General features: G+C 60.6%; 11 protein-coding genes. 6 read left to right on the forward strand and 5 right to left on the reverse strand.

Annotation, left to right across the window (positions count from 1 at the left end; genetic code table 11):
- Positions 1–17 precede the first annotated feature (17 nt).
- Both L6D63_RS08740 and L6D63_RS08745 read left to right on the forward strand, forming a co-directional pair.
- Complete coding sequence (locus tag L6D63_RS08740) at positions 18–761, forward strand: pilus assembly protein (RefSeq protein ID WP_047296274.1); 744 nt, start codon at positions 18–20, stop codon at positions 759–761.
- A gap of 60 nt (positions 762–821) precedes the next feature.
- The gene (locus tag L6D63_RS08745; RefSeq protein ID WP_047296272.1) at positions 822–1,316 is read left to right on the forward strand and encodes a CS1 type fimbrial major subunit; all 495 of its coding nucleotides are present in this window, start codon (positions 822–824) and stop codon (positions 1,314–1,316) included.
- Between the two features lie 122 nt (positions 1,317–1,438).
- On the opposite strand, the gene L6D63_RS08750 is transcribed toward L6D63_RS08745, so the two are convergent.
- The 3 genes from L6D63_RS08750 to L6D63_RS08760 all read right to left on the reverse strand — a co-directional run bounded on the left by L6D63_RS08750 (position 1,439) and on the right by L6D63_RS08760 (position 10,092).
- Positions 1,439–6,127 carry a dermonecrotic toxin domain-containing protein gene (locus L6D63_RS08750; RefSeq protein WP_131671098.1) on the reverse strand — a complete coding sequence of 1,563 codons (4,689 nt, stop codon included), beginning with the start codon at positions 6,125–6,127 and terminating at the stop codon, positions 1,439–1,441.
- A 156-nt stretch (positions 6,128–6,283) separates the two neighbouring features.
- A complete protein-coding gene (locus tag L6D63_RS08755) occupies positions 6,284–9,397 on the reverse strand; it encodes a transglycosylase domain-containing protein (protein WP_131671099.1) in 3,114 nt (1,037 codons plus the stop codon).
- Between the two features lie 236 nt (positions 9,398–9,633).
- Complete coding sequence (locus L6D63_RS08760; RefSeq protein WP_095668394.1) at positions 9,634–10,092, reverse strand: REP-associated tyrosine transposase; 459 nt, start codon at positions 10,090–10,092, stop codon at positions 9,634–9,636.
- A 563-nt stretch (positions 10,093–10,655) separates the two neighbouring features.
- On the opposite strand from L6D63_RS08760, the gene L6D63_RS08765 reads away from it, so the two are divergent.
- The 4 genes from L6D63_RS08765 (at position 10,656) to L6D63_RS08780 (ending at position 15,870) form a co-directional block, all read left to right on the forward strand.
- Positions 10,656–12,074: an amino acid permease gene (locus tag L6D63_RS08765; RefSeq protein ID WP_047296264.1), complete on the forward strand. Its 1,419-nt coding sequence runs from the start codon at positions 10,656–10,658 to the stop codon at positions 12,072–12,074.
- Between the two features lie 197 nt (positions 12,075–12,271).
- Complete coding sequence (locus L6D63_RS08770; RefSeq protein WP_131671100.1) at positions 12,272–13,759, forward strand: glucosyltransferase domain-containing protein; 1,488 nt, start codon at positions 12,272–12,274, stop codon at positions 13,757–13,759.
- Positions 13,760–13,873: 114 nt separating this feature from the next.
- The gene (locus L6D63_RS08775; protein ID WP_131671101.1) at positions 13,874–14,236 is read left to right on the forward strand and encodes a GtrA domain-containing protein; all 363 of its coding nucleotides are present in this window, start codon (positions 13,874–13,876) and stop codon (positions 14,234–14,236) included.
- The gene (locus L6D63_RS08780; RefSeq protein WP_131671102.1) at positions 14,233–15,870 is read left to right on the forward strand and encodes a glycosyltransferase family 39 protein; all 1,638 of its coding nucleotides are present in this window, start codon (positions 14,233–14,235) and stop codon (positions 15,868–15,870) included. Before L6D63_RS08775 ends, L6D63_RS08780 begins: the two co-directional genes overlap by 4 nt.
- Here L6D63_RS08780 and L6D63_RS08785 read toward each other — a convergent pair.
- The gene (locus tag L6D63_RS08785) at positions 15,791–17,410 is read right to left on the reverse strand and encodes an FMN-binding glutamate synthase family protein (protein ID WP_131671103.1); all 1,620 of its coding nucleotides are present in this window, start codon (positions 17,408–17,410) and stop codon (positions 15,791–15,793) included. The genes L6D63_RS08780 and L6D63_RS08785 overlap by 80 nt on opposite strands.
- Before the next feature lie 238 nt (positions 17,411–17,648).
- Positions 17,649–18,449 (reverse strand): helix-turn-helix transcriptional regulator, encoded by an 801-nt coding sequence (locus L6D63_RS08790; protein WP_041068300.1) that lies wholly within the window; start codon positions 18,447–18,449, stop codon positions 17,649–17,651.
- Positions 18,450–18,527 lie beyond the last annotated feature (78 nt).

Raw genomic sequence — 18,527 nt, forward strand, 5'->3', positions numbered from 1 at the left:
TCACGAGGTTCAAAGGTATGAAAGGTCTATGGGTTTTACTGGGGTTGAGCCTGTGTTGCGCAGGTGTTCAGGCCGGGCCGCAAATCAATGTCGGAACGGTCTACGACTACCTCGACAGCGACAAGAGCACCTATCTCAAGCGGGTATTCAACAGCGGCGACGGCACCGCATTCGTCAAGGTCAACATTCTGGAGATCATTTACGACGCGGATGGCAGTCACCGCGAAGTCCCGGTCAGGCAGCAAGCCGATGGCAGCAGCCGTGATGGACTGATGGCCAGTCCGGCGCGGTTGATTGTTCCGGCCAACGGCATGCAGGCCACCCGTCTGGTGCTGATGGGCAAGCGCGATACCGAGCGCTATTTCCGGGTGCGCTTTGTGCCGGTGGTCCCGGAAAAGGAAGACCAGTTCGCCGTTTCCAGCGAAGAGCGCGAGGCTTACAAGGAAAACCTCTCGGCCGGCGTCAATGTCATGACCGGGTTTGGCACGGTGTTCTTTGTCCGGCCGAAAGACGCTCGGTTCGACACGGTCATCGATGACCGTGCCGGGGTTTATCGGCTGCGTAACAACGGCAATACGGTGGTGGTGATCGATGAGTTTCGCAACTGCTCGCAAAAGAACGAGACCGACTGCGAACCGACCACCAAGCACCACCTCCTGGCTGGCAAGTCGTTCGAATTCGAGAAGAAACCGGGCCGGGAATACCGTTTCAACCTGGTCGAAGGTGCAGCCAGGAAAGCGCTGCGTGTCGCCAGCCAGTAACCCGCGGCGGCAAAAGGGGGATTCGCCCTGCCGCTTTTTTCGATGCAACAGGTAGCAGACATGATCAAGCAATCGACCATTGCTTTGTGCAGCGTGATGGCGCTGGCAAGTGCGCAAGCGTTCGCGGCCAGGGAAGCGCGCACGTTCGAGGTGTCGGTGGATATACCGACTCTGGACTTCTATGTGCTTCCCGCCGAAGCCAACTGGATTCATCTGCAGCAGACGCTGCCGTGGAATATCCATACCTCGACCTTGCAGGGGCTGCGCAAGAATTTCGATGTCAAACACAGCACCAGCGCGATCGAAGCGCGGCTGGATGCCGAGCCTTATCTGTTCAACGGGCGGGACGCTATCTTTTTGCAGGTCAGTTTCAATGGGCAACCGTTGAGCCATGACCCCACCCCCCGGGAAGTGGTTTCGGCGGCTCAGGCCAGTAAAGGCGGGCGCTTTGCACTGGAGATCCAGCCGAAGGTACCCGCCGATGGCTATAAGCCCGGGACGTACCATGGCACCGTACAACTGATCTTCAGTGCCACGCCTCCCTCGGGTGTCTAAGACCGCCATTGCGCTTTTTCCGGTGGCAGACTGGCTGACAGCCGTTCTGCCACCGGGGACTGCGCTGGCCCAGTGGGCCGGCGGCGCACGCCTGCGATTGGGCCAGCGCGGTGTACGTACCGTTACAGACCGGCGCGTCTCATGGCATCACGAGTCAAACGTCTGGCCAGAGCCTTTTCCTCGTCCACCAAATCGATCAGCACGCGGTTATAGGCCGCTTCGCTGATCGGTGTATCAGCGAACAGGACGGTGTCGGGGATCGGCAGACCGGCAGCGAGTTCGCGCAGTCGGTTGCGCCGCTCGGTGCGCTGTTGATCCGTGGTCGAATCCAGCCATTGCTGCTGCACTTCGCGCACGGTTTCCAGTTGTTCGAACAGCTTCAGGTAGCGATGCTTGTTCGATGCCAGGCGCGCGGGAAACTGCTCTTGCAGGTAGTTCTGCCAGAAGTCCTGTTCGAGCATCTTGTCCACCAGACCATCGCCTTCACCCAGTGCCAGCACCGTGTCATACGCTGTATCAATCATCGCGTCAGTCACGCCCGACACCGGTCGGAACAACATGGACTCGGTCTGCCAGGGCAGGCCCAGGCGTCTGGCCAGGCCGGTCTGGTAGGCCAGGTAGACTTCGACATCGTCCGGGGTGCCACCGCGGCTCTCGACATCTGCCCGGGCAATGTCGTTCACCTGTTCCAGGCGCGCCGCGCCCTGGGCCAGGGTGACCAGTCTGTTTTCCAGTTCCCGGGGGCCGATCGCGTAGGCGTAGGCCTCGGAAGCCAGCACGTTGATGCCCATGTGGTTGAACAACTGAGCGCCGGCGTCCGCACAGTCCACCGGAGCGACCACCATGGTGAAGAGTTTTTCCCGCAACCGAGTGTCGTGGTGCACGGCGTCGAGCATGCGCCACACACGTTGCATCAATTGCTGGCGCAGTTCACCGCCGGCGCGATAGTCGGCGAATTCGCGTACGCCGAGCAGCGTCGCCATGAACGGTTGCGCAGCCGGTTCTTCCACCAACTCCGACCAAGGCGTTTCGCGGTTGATGCCCCAACCGGGCACGTCGCTCCAATAATCGGCGCCAAACGCGGAAATGATCGAGAAATTGCGTACCGGGTCGGCCGGCAGAAGCGTTTCCTCGGGCAGACCCACCGCGCGTCGATGGGCCTGGTAGATCACCTGATTGACCTCCGAGAGCCTGATCACGTCCAGGCGCGTACGGGCCACCAGCCACTGTGCCTCGGAGCCGCTGACCACCTCCGGAATTGTCGCCAGCGGATTGCCGCGCAGGTCGAGTAACAGGCCACGCGGACGAGGCCTGGCCAGAATGCCTTCAGGCCAGGCGGTCAGCCCGGTGTTCTTCAGGCTCACCACCTTGAGCCTGGGCATGCGTGACAGGTTCGGCGACAGCCCCAGCGGGTTGTCATCGAGTTTGAGCACCTCCAGATACGTCAGGGTACGTAAACGCTCGACGGCAGCGGCATCCAGCACAATCTTGTTATCGCTCAGGCGCAAACGTTCGAGCCGGCGCAAGGACGTGCCGATGCGCTCTGGCAAACGAGTCAGATCACAGCCTTTGGCGCTCAGTTCGATCAGGTGCGGGAAGTCCTTGAGCAAACCGCTGGAATCAGTGGCAAATCGGGTGTTATCGAGTTTGAGTACGGTGACCTTGTCGAGAAATTTTTTCATCGCCGGACGTTTGGCCCACCAGGTTTCCAGATCCAGCGCAAGCATCTCGCGCGACAGGTCCAGCGCGTAGGAGGATGGATCGGTGCGTTGCCCCAAGTTTTCGGTCTTGCGTTCCAGACAATCGAGCAGACGGTTGTGGATATGTAATCCGCCGCCATCGCGAAACTGATGACTGCCCGGTCCCCAGGTGTCCGGTTGCTGATAGCGCCAGCGATTGATCGTTTCACGCAGTTCTTCCAGATCGTTCTCCATTGCCTCGATGGCTTTGAGCGGTTCGCCCTGTTCGGTCAAGGCCTGGGCAAAGGCATCGACCTCGCGCGCCGTGAAGTGCGGATACAGATCCTCGATGCGTTCATGCAGGCTCTCGCCGTCTCGGCTCAAACCACCTCCGCGCACCAACAGTTGAGTGTCGAATTGAACAACGGGGCGGATCGGCGGTTCGGCCAGCACCGTGCGCCGTTCGCTCGGCGCGGTGGTTTTGGCAATGATCCATTGTTTGAGCTGCGCGGCGTCGCGGGTGCTGTAACCCAGTACGCTGCGGCCCTGATGTTCGCCCGCATGGAGAATCGCTTCATACAGACCGCAAGCCCGGTGCAGCAGTTGATTCGAGCCATCGCGCACCTGATAAAGGTTCTCGCCGGTGCGCACCATCACCCGGTTCCGCTCGGCCGACTCGACGCCGGCACTGCTGCGCAGGGGGCCGTCGAATGTTCCGTCACGGATGTCGATCCGCAGCGCGCCAAAGGCATCGCTGTGATGACGCAACGCGCCCAAGGCCAGGCGTTCGCTCTCGACCGTGATCAGCGCTTCGCGCTGCAGCCCTTGCGCCGCTCGAACCGACTGCACCTCAAACTCCAGCTCGCGGGCCAGGGTTTTCAGACGCAGCGGCACCTGCCGTCGCAGGGTGATCCGCTGCATCTCCAGTGGACGGGCCAGGCCAATCACGCGTTCGGCCAGCACCGGCGTCAGTTGCGGGCAGTCGCGCAGTACCCGGGCGGCCGGGGCAGAAAGAGCTTGCGCCACGTCCTTTGGTGCCGGGTGGCTTGCCAGGCGCAGGAGGGTATCGGCGAGCAGAGGCGGGGGCGGGGTGTTTTCCACATGCATGCGCCGCAGGATGTTCTCGTCGGTGCCGGTCAACTGGCGAATCTGTTCCAGTTGCGCATCGCTGAATCCATCGGTGGCATGGCCGATTCGGCGCATCAATTGCGGGCCTTGCCACTGACGCGGGTTTTCCGACTCACCGACCCATGCGCCATGGCTGTTGTGCCTGAGTGTCGGCGCGTAGGCGTCGGGGCGGCGTGGATGACGAATCCGGTGTTCACCGCTCAGCGGATCCCGGGTCACCTCGAACACCTGCTGATCCAGTTTCACCACGTGCTTGTTGCCCAGTACGTGCAAGCCTTGCGCATCAGGACGGGTGGTGGCGGGCAGTATCTGGTCGGTGACGCGATACGGAGTGAGGTCAGGGTTCCAGAGGCGTGTCTGGCCGTCGCCCAGTTTTACCGGTTTCAGGTTTTCAAAAAACGGCGAGAGCTTGACCAGTGCCGCGTTGCCCAATTCGGCACCTGCAGCGAAAATCCCCAGTTGCACGATACTTTCCAGCACACCGATGGCTTGAGCGCCGGCTTGGGCCAAGTGACCTTCGGCCAGATCGACGACTCCCTCAACAATCTGATCGGTGACCTGGTACGCGGTATAGGCCAGCATCAATACGCCCAGCTCGGGAGCGAAGGGCACGGCCACCAGCATCGCCAGATTGAGCATGTCCGTGAGGATTTTTTCCAGGTTGTCCCACCATGCCCAGCGGGCCATACGATCGGCGTATTCGGTGGCTATCGCAATCTCCCGGGCATCGTTGAGCATCTTGTTGAGTTTCTGCTGGTAGAGGTACTGCCACAGGTCACCGGTAAAGCGTGTTTCGCGATCCTGTTGAACCGGCGTCACGCGAAATTGCAGGTTGGGATGATCCACAGGCGTATCGCGCCAGTTGGGCAAATTCGACCCGGAGGGCGTCGGCTGCCATGTCACATGACTGAGGCGCTCGTTCAATCGGGCGAAGAAATAGCCTCGCTGACGCTGCGGGACAAACTGACTGAAAAACCGCTGGTAGGACGAGGACGCTGAGGTGTCCCGCAACTGGCGGGTCAGCTCGGCCATGAACGCCAGTGAATCGGGATATTGCTTGAGTGGGTGTTCCGGGTCGTTGGGCACATAGGCCAGAACCGGCACGGGCCGCGTGGCGGCAAGCGGGTCGGCGCAGATCAGGACAATGCCTGTCAGTGCTGTGTCCATCATCGTCAGCGTGTGATAGCGCACAGCCTTGCCGTGCCACAGTACCTGGGCACGGTCTTCGAGCATGCCTTGCACCACTTCAAATGCCAGACGGTCGATGTCGCCTTTAAGCAGGGCCATGCGCGCGGCGACCCGCAATGTCTGTTTCTGGCTGCGTGTCACCTTGATCTGCAGGTATTGACGGGCCACCGGGTTTTTCGAAAGCACGAACTCGTGCAAGTGGGTCTGATAGCGCGCGCCGATATCCAGCTCGCGACACAATGCCTTGAACTGCTCGACGCTGATCCTGTGCGTGAGCGCCTTGACCGAAAACTGCCCGAGCGCATCGGGACGGGTGATAAAGCAGGAGTCGGCAGTGAACGTTTCGTCGCTGGAAAAGTTGTGCAATGCCGCGTCCAGCAGCGACACCGTGCGACTTTGCGTGCCGTTGGCAAAGTCATGCGCCCACCAGGAGGTCTTGGCCGGCATGTACAGCCGTACCCAGGTGTCTTCGACGTCGTCCTCGACACCGAAGCGCGTCTTCAGGGCCTGTTGCAGCAAAGGTCTGGCAAAGGTGCGCGGATCCTGCAGATTGCTCAGCGCGCGATCGATGCTGTTCTGCGCGATCCATGCCTGGCGTATTTCATCCTTGAGCTGTTGATGCTCGCTGGCCGCAGCGCTGCGATGCCATGCAGGCATGGTCAGGGTGACGTTTTTCAATGATTCGATCCGTGCTGCCGAAGCCTTGTACAGCCAGTCGGGAAGGGCGTCTTTAACCAGATCGTAATGGACACTTTTATGACCTTGGGCAGAAGGCGTCTGCTGCGATCGATACAGTGTCAGGGAAGGGTTGGGCATGGCCTGATCGTCCGTTGATCAAAATGGAGCGATCAGACTAAGAAATGACCCGGCGCGAAAAAAGCGCAAAAACAGGTTGAAAGCACGGCAGGTTTACGCCGCGACACAGCGGAAATTCAATGGCAAAAAATACTCCAATACCGCCCCGCAGCGAACCTAACGTGCTGCGGTCATCGGGTCGGGCTGGCACAGGGTATGCGTACCCGGCTGCAGGTACGGTGAAAGGATCGGCGCCATGCCCTTGAGCACCTGCACCGGCAGCGCCGAGGTGAACTTGAAGTTCTCCGCCGAACGCCCGGGGACGAACGCGGTGAGTGTGCCGAAGTGGTTGTTGCCGATGTAGAACACGAAGGTCGCGGTGCGGTTGATCGACTTGGAACTGAGGATCCGCCCGCCGGAGCCGATGGCTTCGATGCGGTTGTCGCCGGTGCCGGTCTTGCCACCCATCACCAACGGTGTGCCGTCGGCGGTCTTGAAACTGCCGGACACCCGTTTCGCCGTGCCCGAGTCCACCACTTGCGAAAGGGCTTCGCGCATCGCCGTTGCGACCTCCGACGGCATCACCCGTTTACCGACATGCGGGTCGTTGGTCAGGCGCGTTTCATAAGGCGTGCCGGCGGCAAAATGCAGGCTGTCGATGCGCAGGGTCGGCATGCGCACACCGTCGTTGAGGATGGTGCCGATCAGCTCGGCGAGTGCTGCCGGGCGATCGCCGGAGCTGCCAATGGCGGTGGCCAGCGACGGCACCAGATGGTCGAACGGATAGCCGACTTTCTGCCAGCGCTGGTGAATCTCGAGGAACGCCTCGATTTCGAGCATGGTACGGATGCGGCTGTCACGGGCGCCTTTGTGCTTGCTCTTGAACAGCCAGCTGTAGACCTCCTGGCGCTCGAACTGGCTGGCCTTGACGACCTGGCTGAAGGTGGCATCCGGGTTGTGCAGCAGGTAGCCCATCAACCACAGGTCCAGCGGGTGCACCTTGGCGATGAAGCCCTGATCCGGCAGATCGTAGGTGCCGGGGCCGTAGGCGTCGTACAGCCGGATCAGACGATCGTCGGTGAGTTTTTCGGTGAGCTTGGCGCCTTTGAGGTGCGCGCGCACGAAGCTGTTGAAGTCTTCCTGACTGGCATTGGGCAGCAAGTAACGATGCACGGCGGCCATGCGGATCGGCGTCGGGCGCATGCTGTCGAGGAAGGTGTCGAGGCGCGCCTGGGTGTCCTTGTTCTTGTACTTCTTCCAGAACTTGAGCAGGAACGAGGTGCCTTCGCGGTCAGCGAAACTGGCCAGGTATTCCTGCCGTCGCGGGTCGCGGTCGTCCTTGAGCAATTCGGCGCTGCTGTTGGGGCCGGAGTAAGTGACGTAGCGCACCACATCGCGCATCAGGCGAATGAACGGCAGGTTGATCGATTCGCGCAGGGCGTCGCGCAAGGTCGGCATGCGGCCGTTGTCTTCCTTGCGAAAGTTATGGAACACATGCAGGCCGCCACCGGTGAAAAACGCCTCGCCGGGGCTGGCGGAGTATTTGCGGTCGAGCGCGGCACCGAGCATTTTCGACAGGTCGTGATCCTTGTTCTGGATCAGGTAATCGATCACCCACTGGCTGAGACGATCCTGATCCGGCACTTCGACTTTCTTCAGTTCCGGCACGCTCATGGCGCCGTACTTGTCGTGCAGTTCGGAGATGATTTGCAGGTAGGTCGTCAGCACGCGCATTTTCGCCGTCGAGCCGAGCTCCAGCTTGCTGCCCTCGTTAATGTCGAACGGCTGATCGGTGCTGTCAGTCTGCACGCGTACCCGCGAGCCGTCCGGGGTCAGTTCGAACAGGGTGAAGCTGTAGCGCACCTGGGTGGTGCTGGTGGGGGTGAGCAGGCGTTCGCCAATCAGACCGATCTGCCCGGCGAACGCGGGATCGGCGAGCTTTTTCAGGTAGTCGGTGGCCTGGGTTTGCAGATCGCCCTGCAAGGTGCTGGTGGCTGACAGGTCGAGCCGATCGAGGTCGTACAGCGGGCGATTGAGCATTGTCGCCAGACGGCTGCGGGCAACGCTGATGCCCTTGTTGGTTTCGATCGGCTGGAGGGTCGGCTGGGTCTGCCAGTCGCGGTAAGTGACCTTGCTCGCCAGCGCGGCATCGGCCAGTGCGCTGTCGATCACGCCGTTCTGCTTGAGCAGGCGCAAGTGGCTGTCGGTGAGGTCGGCGAGTTCTTCACGGCCCTTGGTCAGGTAGTGCGAAGGACGGCGCTGGGCGATCATCAGCGAGAGCATTTCGCGCAGGGCCAGGCCTTTGTCGGCCATGGTTTTCGGGTCGGTGGCCGGGCTGTTCAGCTGTGCATTGGCCTGGTTGAAATCGCTGCCGTACCAGACCCGCAAACCTTCGGCCATGCCATGGACCTCACCATGCCCCGGCACGGCAGAGAGCGGCACGCTGTTGAGGTAGTCGCGGATGATGTTCTGCCGCGCGCCGAGGGTTTGCGGCCCGGGCTGATAGGCGCGCACGCTGGCGGAAATCATCTGGCGGATCTTCTCCGCACCGGACACCGTCAGGCCATCGGGCGAGTGCCGGTACTTCTCCAGTTGCGTCGCCAAAGTGCTGCCGCCCGCCGATTGCCCCGGCAGGTGCAGCAACTTCGCCACCTGTGACCAGGCGGCCATGCCGAAGCGCGGCCAGTCCACCGCCGGGTTGGCCAGCGGTTGTTTGGGATCGAGCAGAAAGCGGTTTTCGATGAACAGCAAACTGCTGACCACCACCGGCGGAATGGCCGCAAAACTCGAATACAGCTGCTGCGGATACTTGTATTGATACAACGGCGCAGCGCGGCAATCGGTGATCGACAGCCCAGCCTGGATCTTTTCCGAATAGGGCACGAACAGGCCTTTGTCGGTGTAGCTCAGCAGCGCCGGAGAAAACCGCGTCTGCTCGGTGATCACGTAGTCGCGCTTGAGCAGGCGCGGCAAGAATTCATCGAGGGAGCTGTAGCCCAGACGCAGATCGAACGGCCCGTTGCCCGGATAGCGGATCGCTTCGCTGGGGCCGGGTTCCAGCTGATATTTGAGCGACGCCGCGTACTGGCTCAGCTCCCGGGATTGGAAACGCGAGGTGCGCATCTCCTTGCTCGCGGCCAGACCCACGACGATGGCAATAATCAGCAGCAATAACCAGAACGCCTTCCAGCCATGCCGGTTGCGGCGTTTTTTAGGGGGGACCGGCGCTTCATCCACACGTTCAGTCGGAACCACGGCTTTACTCGAATCGGTTTGCCACAAAGCGCCCATAGTCGATTGATCCATTCACGCAGATTGATCGGACTTGACTGAAGCTTAGACGGTGGTTGGTGATGGGGAAAAAAATGTGCGGGGAAGTCATCTGAACAAAACTGAAGTCGGTGGCTGTTTTGAGTGGAGGTTATCTGTGGTGAGGGGATAAATCCCCTCACCACAGATAACCTCCAAAACACAGATAAATCCCCTTACCTCGGATAAATCACCATGATTGGGCTTCGGTAACGGACCTAGAGCCAGCAGGCGTCCCAAAGCGGGTAATCGCCAATCCGCTCCACCAATCCTGCTCGTAGCGGATTGGCAATGATGTAACGGGCGAACGGTTTCAAGTCTTCGCCGTCACGAATTGCCCGGTCGTGGAAACCGGTTTGCCACAATCGGCCGCGACGACCGGTTTTTCTGTTAACGGTTTGGGTGCAACGCGCCTTAACCGCGCCAACAACAGCGCCCAGACTGCCGCTGCTCAACTGCATCAGCCAATGAAAGTGATCAGGCATGATCACCCACGCAATGGATTCTATTAAGCCTTGTTCATGGGCATGGCGAAACTCTGCAACCAATAAACGGCCTGTGCGCCAGTCGGAAAATACCGGCTGGCGGTCATACACAACTGAAGTGACGAAATAGGCTCGGCCTGTTTCGGAATGTCGGCCTAAACGAAGACGGTAGGTATTTGGTTTGACTGGCATGTTCGCTCCCTGCGTTCAGTAATCAAGGTCTGAAGGCTAGCGGCGGATTGCTCTTGGGAGATCTGTAAATGCCGTAGGAATTTTCGTTTTTCAGGTGGGGTTGGGAAAATTGAAGTCACCTGTGGCGAGGGGATTCAGCGAAACGTCGCACCGCCCCGATGGGTCGCGAAGCGGCCCTTACCTGGGGTGATCAGATTTTGAATAGCTTGGGCCTGCTGCGCAGGCCCTCGGGGATGAATCCCCTCACCACAAGGGCATGACGATGCACCAATGCTGTGCAATACTCGCTGGCCTTTTTAGTGGGGAAAAATCCTACGGAGTCTAGGTAATGCCTCTCCGTAAACCGGCGGAATGCCGAGATTTCCCGCTAAATGTTAGGGCTTATAGAGTGAAAAGCCCTGTCACAAGCTTTTTATACTGCACGCCCCCGCTGATCTTGCAGGTCGGGACCTGCGAGACGCGTTTGCCCACGAGGCCGGCGCGGTTTCGGGAAGTTCAGGCCTATCGGTCGACGCTTCGCCACTCGGCGGTCATATCCAATAACAAGACGAGGTTGTATCCCTATGCCAGTCGGCAATCACCTGCCCCATGGCGAGACCGCTCACGGCGGCCCGCTCAAACGCGAACTCGGTGAACGGCATATCCGCCTGATGGCGCTCGGCGCCTGTATCGGTGTCGGCCTGTTCCTGGGTTCGGCCAAGGCCATTGAAATGGCCGGTCCGGCGATCATGCTCTCCTACATTCTCGGCGGCCTGGCGATCCTGGTGATCATGCGCGCCCTCGGCGAGATGGCCGTGCACAACCCGGTGGCCGGTTCGTTCAGCCGCTATGCCCAGGATTACCTCGGCCCGCTCGCGGGCTTTCTCACCGGCTGGAACTACTGGTTCCTGTGGCTGGTGACCTGCGTCGCGGAAATCACCGCCGTCGCCGTGTACATGGGCATCTGGTTCCCTGATGTGCCGCGCTGGATCTGGGCCCTGGCGGCGCTGGTCAGCATGGGCTCGATCAACCTGATCGCGGTAAAGGCCTTCGGTGAGTTCGAGTTCTGGTTCGCCCTGATCAAGATCGTCACCATCATCGCCATGGTCATCGGCGGCGTCGGCATCATTGCCTTCGGGTTCGGCAACGACGGCGTGGCGCTGGGGATTTCCAACCTGTGGGTTCACGGCGGCTTCATGCCCAACGGTGTGACCGGGGTGCTGATGTCCCTGCAAATGGTCATGTTCGCCTACCTCGGTGTCGAGATGATCGGCCTGACCGCCGGTGAAGCGAAGAACCCACAGAAGACCATTCCCGATGCGATCGGCTCGGTGTTCTGGCGCATTCTGCTGTTCTACGTCGGCGCGTTGTTCGTGATCCTGTCGATTTACCCGTGGAACGAAATTGGCACTCAAGGCAGCCCGTTCGTGATGACCTTCGAACGTCTGGGCATCAAGACCGCCGCCGGGATCATCAACTTCGTGGTGATCACGGCGGCACTGTCGTCGTGCAACGGCGGTATCTTCAGCACCGGGCGCATGCTCTACAGCCTGGCGCAGAACGGCCAGGCCCCGGCCGGATTCGCCAAGACCTCCAACGGCGTGCCACGCCGGGCGTTGCTGCTGTCGATTTTCGCCTTGTTGATCGGTGTGCTGCTCAACTACCTGGTGCCGGAGAAAGTCTTCGTCTGGGTGACGTCGATTGCCACCTTCGGCGCGATCTGGACCTGGGTCATGATCCTGCTGGCGCAACTGAAATTCCGCAAAGGTTTGAGCGCCAGCGAACGTGCCGGGCTGAAATACAAGATGTGGCTGTACCCGGTCAGCTCTTATTTCGCGCTGGCGTTCCTGGTGCTGGTGGTCGGCCTGATGGCGTATTTCCCTGACACCCGTGTGGCACTGTACGTGGGGCCGGCGTTCCTGGTGCTGCTGACAGTGTTGTTCTACGTGTTCAAGTTGCAACCGAGCGGTGAAACGCAGGGCGCGGTGCGTTCGGCCACTTGATGTAGGCGATAGCAAAAGCCAAAGATCGCAGCCTGCGGCAGCTCCTACAGGGTTGATACATTTCCCGTGCAGGAGCTGCCGCAGGCTGCGATCTTTTGCCGTTTTACCGCCGGTCTGAAAGAGCGATACAAACCCAGAAGCAAGGCTCAAATCTGTATCACTCAGCAATCCCGCGCGGCAGTAACCGAGGCGCAGACATGAGGGCGAGCGCATTTCTCGAGCGAGAGCTCAGTCAGCGGCAAGTCGTGCTGTTCTTCCTGCTTGCCAGCGCGCTGTACGTCCTGCCGCTGATCCTCGCTGACTTTCCTTACATCGACGACAACTGGCGTACGCTGGCTGCCGCCAATGCCTGGGCCGGGCAGGGCCGATTGTTTGCCGACTGGTTTTATCAGGCGCTGACGTTCACCGGGGCGGCACCGAACATCTACCCGTTACCCCTGTTGCTCGCGGTCGTGGCGATGAGTCTGGCGCTGACTCGGCTGACCATTCACTACTTTGTCGAACCGACCCTGGCCTGTTGCCTGGTCGCGTTGCCGCTCTGGTACAACCCGTTTCTGCTGCAGAACCTGTCCTATCAATACGACGGCCCGATCATGGCCTTGAGCATGGTCGCGGTGATTTACGCCATCACGTTCGAAGGTTCATCGCGGGTACCGCGCTGGCTGGTACCGGCGGCGTTGCTGGCGCTGGCGATCGGGCTGTATCAGATCAGCCTCAATGTGTTTTTCGGTCTGTGTGGTGTCGAGTTGATCAGGGCTGTTCAGCGGCAAATGCAGTGGCCGCAAATCCTGCGGATGCTGGGCTGGAAGCTCGCACAAGCGGGCCTCGGCATCCTGATCTATAGCGTCACGGCTTATCCGTTCATGGAGACGTTACGAAGAACGGATCTGTTGAACCTGGACACCCACCCGCTGTTGCAGATCGGCATCAATTTCTCTCGGGTGCTGCAGAACGTTGCACTGTTGTTTCACGGCGGCTACGTCTGGGTTTTCGTGGCACTGGTGTTGTGTGCATTCGTGGGCTGTCTGCATCTGGTTCGGGGCCGCCAACGCCGTTGGCCAAGCCTGCTGCTGTGTTTGCTCACGCTGCCCGTTCTGGTCTGGCTGGTGCCCGGAATCACCCTGCTGTTTCGGGATTTCAATGAAGGCGCGCGGACCCTGATGGAGTTCGGCGTGTTACTGCTGGGGCTGTTCTATCTGGCGCACGTTGCGCTGGCGTCCGGGCACCGCCGCTTGCCCTTGCTGCTGATCATCCCGCTGCTGGCGACACTCTCGCTGTCCTTCGCCTATGGCCGGGTGCTGAGCCTGCAGAAAACCTTTGCCAACAGCGCGCTGTACAGCCTGAGCCACGACATCGCCGCCCATCGCGAGCTGCGTGAAGCGAAGCGGATTTACCTCTCAGTCAGCTACTCCGATCGCTGGCTGGTCAGTGCGACCGGTTCATTCAAACGGCTACCGGTGCTGCACTATCTACTCAACGTCGACTACTTCATGCTCGCGGAAAATCTGCCGTCAGCAGGCATCACCAACGTGGTCGCCGAACGCGAGCGGCGCAACGCCACCCGCGTCGGTTATCAGGGTTTTCCAGCGCTGGTGGACAGCCTGTATTACCGGATTTACCTGATTGGCGATTACGGTTTCATCGTCATGAAGGAACCGCCTCACGGCAGGGTGCTGCAGTGGTAACCCTGACCGACCGTCGCAATCCATCCCGCACCTGTAATTTCTGACAGTAGACCACTCAAGCGCCTTGCCCTAGCTTCGAAAGTCAGCCGGACCAAGCCATGGCAAGGAACCGTAATGAAAGGATTTCCTGCGCTGACAGTGATTGGCATCGCTGATGCACTTATCCACTGGCAGATTTTTTTCGTCCTGTGCAGCGCCATCGGGTTGACCCAGGCAGCCAGTAACTTCGGCGCATTCTGCGTGGCGGCGGCGTTCTCGTTTTACGTGAACCTGCTTTACACCTTTGACAGCAAGACATGGGTGCTCGGCTACGTGCTGTTTATCGCACTGATGGGGGGCACAAGCTTCGGTATCGGCGCGATTGCCGATACGCGCGACTGGGGCGGGCTGCTGACGGTGACAGTGTTTACCGCGCTGAACCTGATGTTGGGGTACTGCTTTTTCCGGTTCGTGCTGTTTCGAGGACAACGGACATGAAACTCTGGGTAGCCGCACCTTTTTTCAAAGACGCGAATGTTTCAGTGCGGGCCGATCAGCTGGCTCTGGCGACAGTTCTGATTATCGCGCTGTGTGTGCGGTTCTACTCCATTACTGTCCCCGTGATCTGGTATGACGAGGCCTACAGTGTGCTGCTGGCTCGAGAAACGCCGGCGCGCATCTGGGCGTTGACCGCACTGGATGTGCATCCGCCGCTGTATTACGTGTTGCTGCATTACTGGGGCATGACCTGGGGCGATTCTGCCGGGGCGGCACGGGGCTTGAGCGTGTTGGCGGACGTTGGCAGCGTGTTGCTCGGCATCCAGTTGATGCGCCTGGTGGCCACGCGGCGGGCGACCTGGATGGCGGCACTGTTGCTGGCGCTGCTGCCCGTTTCGGTGCGCTACAGCCAGGAAGTGCGGATGTACACCCTGCTCGGATTCTGGCTGATGGCCGCGACCGTGGCGCTGGTCTGCTGGGCGCGGACACCCGGGCAAAAACGCTGGCCGTGCCTGTACGTGTTGCTGATGAGCGCGGCGTTTTACACGCATTATTTCGCCGCGGGCTGCGTACTGGTGCACTGGCTGTTCTGGTGGCGGGCGCGAGCGGATCACGCCGCGAGCCTTTCACCCCGCGCGTGGTGCCTGGCCAACGCGGCGATTGTGCTGTTGTTTGTGCCGTGGCTGCCGAATCTGCTTGAACAGTTGTCCGCCGGTGTCGCGGCGTGGATCGAGCCTGTGACCGTGCAGGCTGCACTGGGGCTGCCCTGGCAATTCATGTTGATGGAGCCGCGCGTGGCACCCGCGTCGTGGTGGCGGCTGGCGCCTTTGCTGCTGATCGTGCTCTGCGCAACGCTGATCGTGGCGCAAGGCATCGGCGAACGGCGTTACCGGCCGTTGCTGCTCGGCTATTTTTTTATTCCGACGATCTCGCTGTTTGTCCTGGCGCTGTTCATGCCGCTGTTTCTTGCGCGCTATCTGGTGTTCGCGGCCCCCGGCATCCCCCTGCTTATCGCCGTGGCACTGGACTCGGTGGCACGCCGATACCCGCGCCCGGCCATGGCGCTGTTCGTGCTGGTGGTCGTCGGACAATGCTACGGTCTGGCGATGGTCTATCGCCAGACCGATGGCATGGATGGCACCGAGATGCGCCGGGACTACCGGTTGGATGGGCTGGCCAGCCAGATCGAACGCGAGGCCCAGCCCGGCGATGACATCGTCCTCGACTCGCTGATTTCGTACTTGCCGTTTCTCTACTACAACAACAGCGCCATTGAGCCGCGGTTTCATGTGCGCACGGCGTTCCCGGCGTTCCTCGCCTCCTCGGTTCGCGGTGGCTACGCGCTGATCCCGATCGCCAGGCGCTGGATCTATTTCCATGACCCGGCGCTGGTGCAATGCCGCCGGCACCGAGTCTGGTGGATACCGCTGGAATCGCCCGATCACTTCCGCACCCTGTTCAGCGGCGATTGGCAAACGCGGCAGACGCTGTGGAGCGGCTCGGCGGCGGCCTACCTGTTCAGCGTCAACACCGCGTCATTCGCGACCGGTGGCCTTAAGCCGCGGCCACCTCCTGCGGCTCGAAACTGTCAGCCCGGGCCATCTGCCACATCCGCGAGTAGAACTCGCCATTGACCTCGCCCGTGAGCAACTCACCTGGCTTGAGAAACACATGCAGCTGCGAGAACAGCTTGATCTCGGTCGCCGACATGCGCCGCACCAGGTGCTTGGCCGACAGTTGTGATGGATGCTCAAGACCGGCCGCCGCCAACATTTCTGCCAGTGCCTTGAGCGTGTTGCGGTGGAAGTTGTAGACGCGCTGGGCCTTGTCCGGGACCACGAGGGCGCGTTGACGCAGGGCGTCCTGGGTGGCGACGCCGGTCGGGCATTTGTTGGTGTGGCAGCTTTGCGACTGGATGCAGCCGATGGCGAACATGAAGCCGCGCGCGGAGTTGGCCCAGTCGGCGCCGATGGCCAGCACGCTGGCAATGTCGAACGCGCTGACGATCTTGCCGCTGGCGCCGAGCTTGATCTTGTCGCGCAGGTTCAGGCCGACCAGCGTGTTATGCACAAACAGCAGGCCTTCGCGCATCGGCACGCCGATGTGGTCGGTGAACTCCACCGGCGCGGCGCCGGTGCCGCCTTCCTTGCCGTCGACCACGATGAAGTCCGGCAGGATGCCGGTTTCCAGCATGGCTTTGGCGATACCCATGAACTCCCACGGATGCCCGAGGCAGAACTTGAAGCCCACCGGTTTGCCGCCGGACAGTTCGCGCAGTTGCTGGATGAACTGCATCATTTCGATCGGCGTGGAAAACGCGCTGTGGCGTGACGGCGAGATGCAGTCTTCGCCCATCAGGATGCCGCGGGTGTCGGCGATTTCCTGAGTGACCTTGTGCTTGGGCAGGATCCCGCCGTGGCCGGGTTTGGCGCCCTGGCTCATCTTGATTTCGATCATCCGCACCTGCGGATTCTGTGCCTGGGTGGCGAAGCGTTCCGGGTCGAAACGGCCATCGCTGGTACGGCAGCCGAAATAACCGCTGCCCAGTTCCCAGGTCAGGTCGCCGCCGTGTTCGCGGTGATACGGGCTGATGCTGCCTTCGCCGGTGTCGTGGGCGAAGTTGCCGAGTTTGGCGCCCTGGTTCAACGCGCGGATGGCGTTGGCGCTGAGCGAGCCGAAGCTCATCGCCGAAATGTTGAACACCGACGCCGAATACGGCTGCGTGCATTGCGGGCCGCCGACGGTGACGCGGAAACTGCTCGGGTCGCTCAATGGCGCCGGGCGCATCGAGTGGCCGATGAATTCGAAGCCCGATTGATAGACGTCGATCAGCGTGCCGAAGGGTTTGTCGGCGGTTTCGTTCTTCGCCCGCGAATAGACCAGCGAGCGCTGGGCGCGGGAGAAGGGCAGGGCGTCGCTGTCGGATTCAAGCAGGTACTGACGGATCTCCGGGCGGATGCCTTCGACCAGATAGCGGATGTTGCCCAGGATCGGATAATTGCGGCGTACCGCGTGCGGGCTCTGCAGCAGGTCGAACAGACCGAGCAGACTCAGCACGCCGGTGACCGCGGTGATCGGCCACAGCCAGTCGTGTTCGAGAAAGGGCAGGCTGGCGAGGGTGAAGATCACGCAGACGGCAAAGAAGGCGTAGCGGCTCAGGAGTGACAGGCTCATACGGTTTCCTTGGTTCGGACTCAATGGTTTGCAAACCTGTGGCAGCAGGCGGGCCTGTTGATGAGATTTATTGTGGTGAGGGGATTTATCCCCGATGGGTGGCGAAGCCGCCCCAAAACCATTCACTGCGGTGTAACTGAAAGACCGCATGCATAGACTTCGGGCTGCTGCGCAGCCCATCGGGGATGAATCCCCTCACCACAAATCAACTCCCACAGGAAAGCATTTCCACGCGTTATCAGGCGTTCTGCGCCTGGAGAAAAATCGAAAACAGCTCCGACTGGGATTTGATCCCCAGCTTGCTGTACATGTGTTTCTTATGGACTTTCACGGTTTCTACGGAGATTTCCAGCTTACGGGCGATTTCTTTACTGGAGCAACCGCTGAGCATCAAACGCCCGACATCCAGTTCCCGGGCAGTCAGTTGCGCGCCCTTGAGTTGCTGCACCGATGCTTCCAGTTGCACCCGCCAGTCGGCCGGTGCAGGCGCGGCAGCGAGGGCCACGGTTTCGTTGATTTCGTACGGCAGGCGCTGGCGCAACAGACCCAGCACCCACGGCTGGATCAAAGACAGCAAAGCAATCTGTTCGCCAGTGAAACGTTGTTCACTGCCCAGCGACAGGCACAACGTGCGTTCGCCTTCGAGCTGGCAATTGAACTGGATTTCGTCGGCGACCACATTCAGACGAAAGTATCGCTGGTAATACTCGGTCAGCTCGAAATGCTCCGGTGCCACCTCCGACAGGCGATACAGCCCGGTGCGCGACTGCTCGCGGCAGGCGATGTAGAACGGATCGAGCAGATACAACCCGCGCAGATAATCCTGAAACAACGGGTCGGGACTGCCGTCCTCGGCGGGGCATTCGGCGAACACTTGCGGGTGCTGATCGGCACTGAACAGCAACACCACCCAGCTATCGAACGCCACGTACTGGTCGAGCAGACGCACCAGTTGTGCCCAGAAATTCGGCTTGTCCAGCGCGTCGATCAACTGCCCGACGGCGCGGTGCCAAGTGATGTCATCAAACGAAACGGTCATGAATCTACCCCTATCGGGTTACCCCGGCCGCGTGATTCCCTGCCGGTTGCTTGCTGCGCATACTGGCCCACAGACAGC

Source organism: Pseudomonas parakoreensis (genome assembly GCF_021602155.1).
In the GTDB taxonomy this organism is placed as follows: Bacteria; Pseudomonadota; Gammaproteobacteria; order Pseudomonadales; family Pseudomonadaceae; genus Aquipseudomonas; species Aquipseudomonas parakoreensis.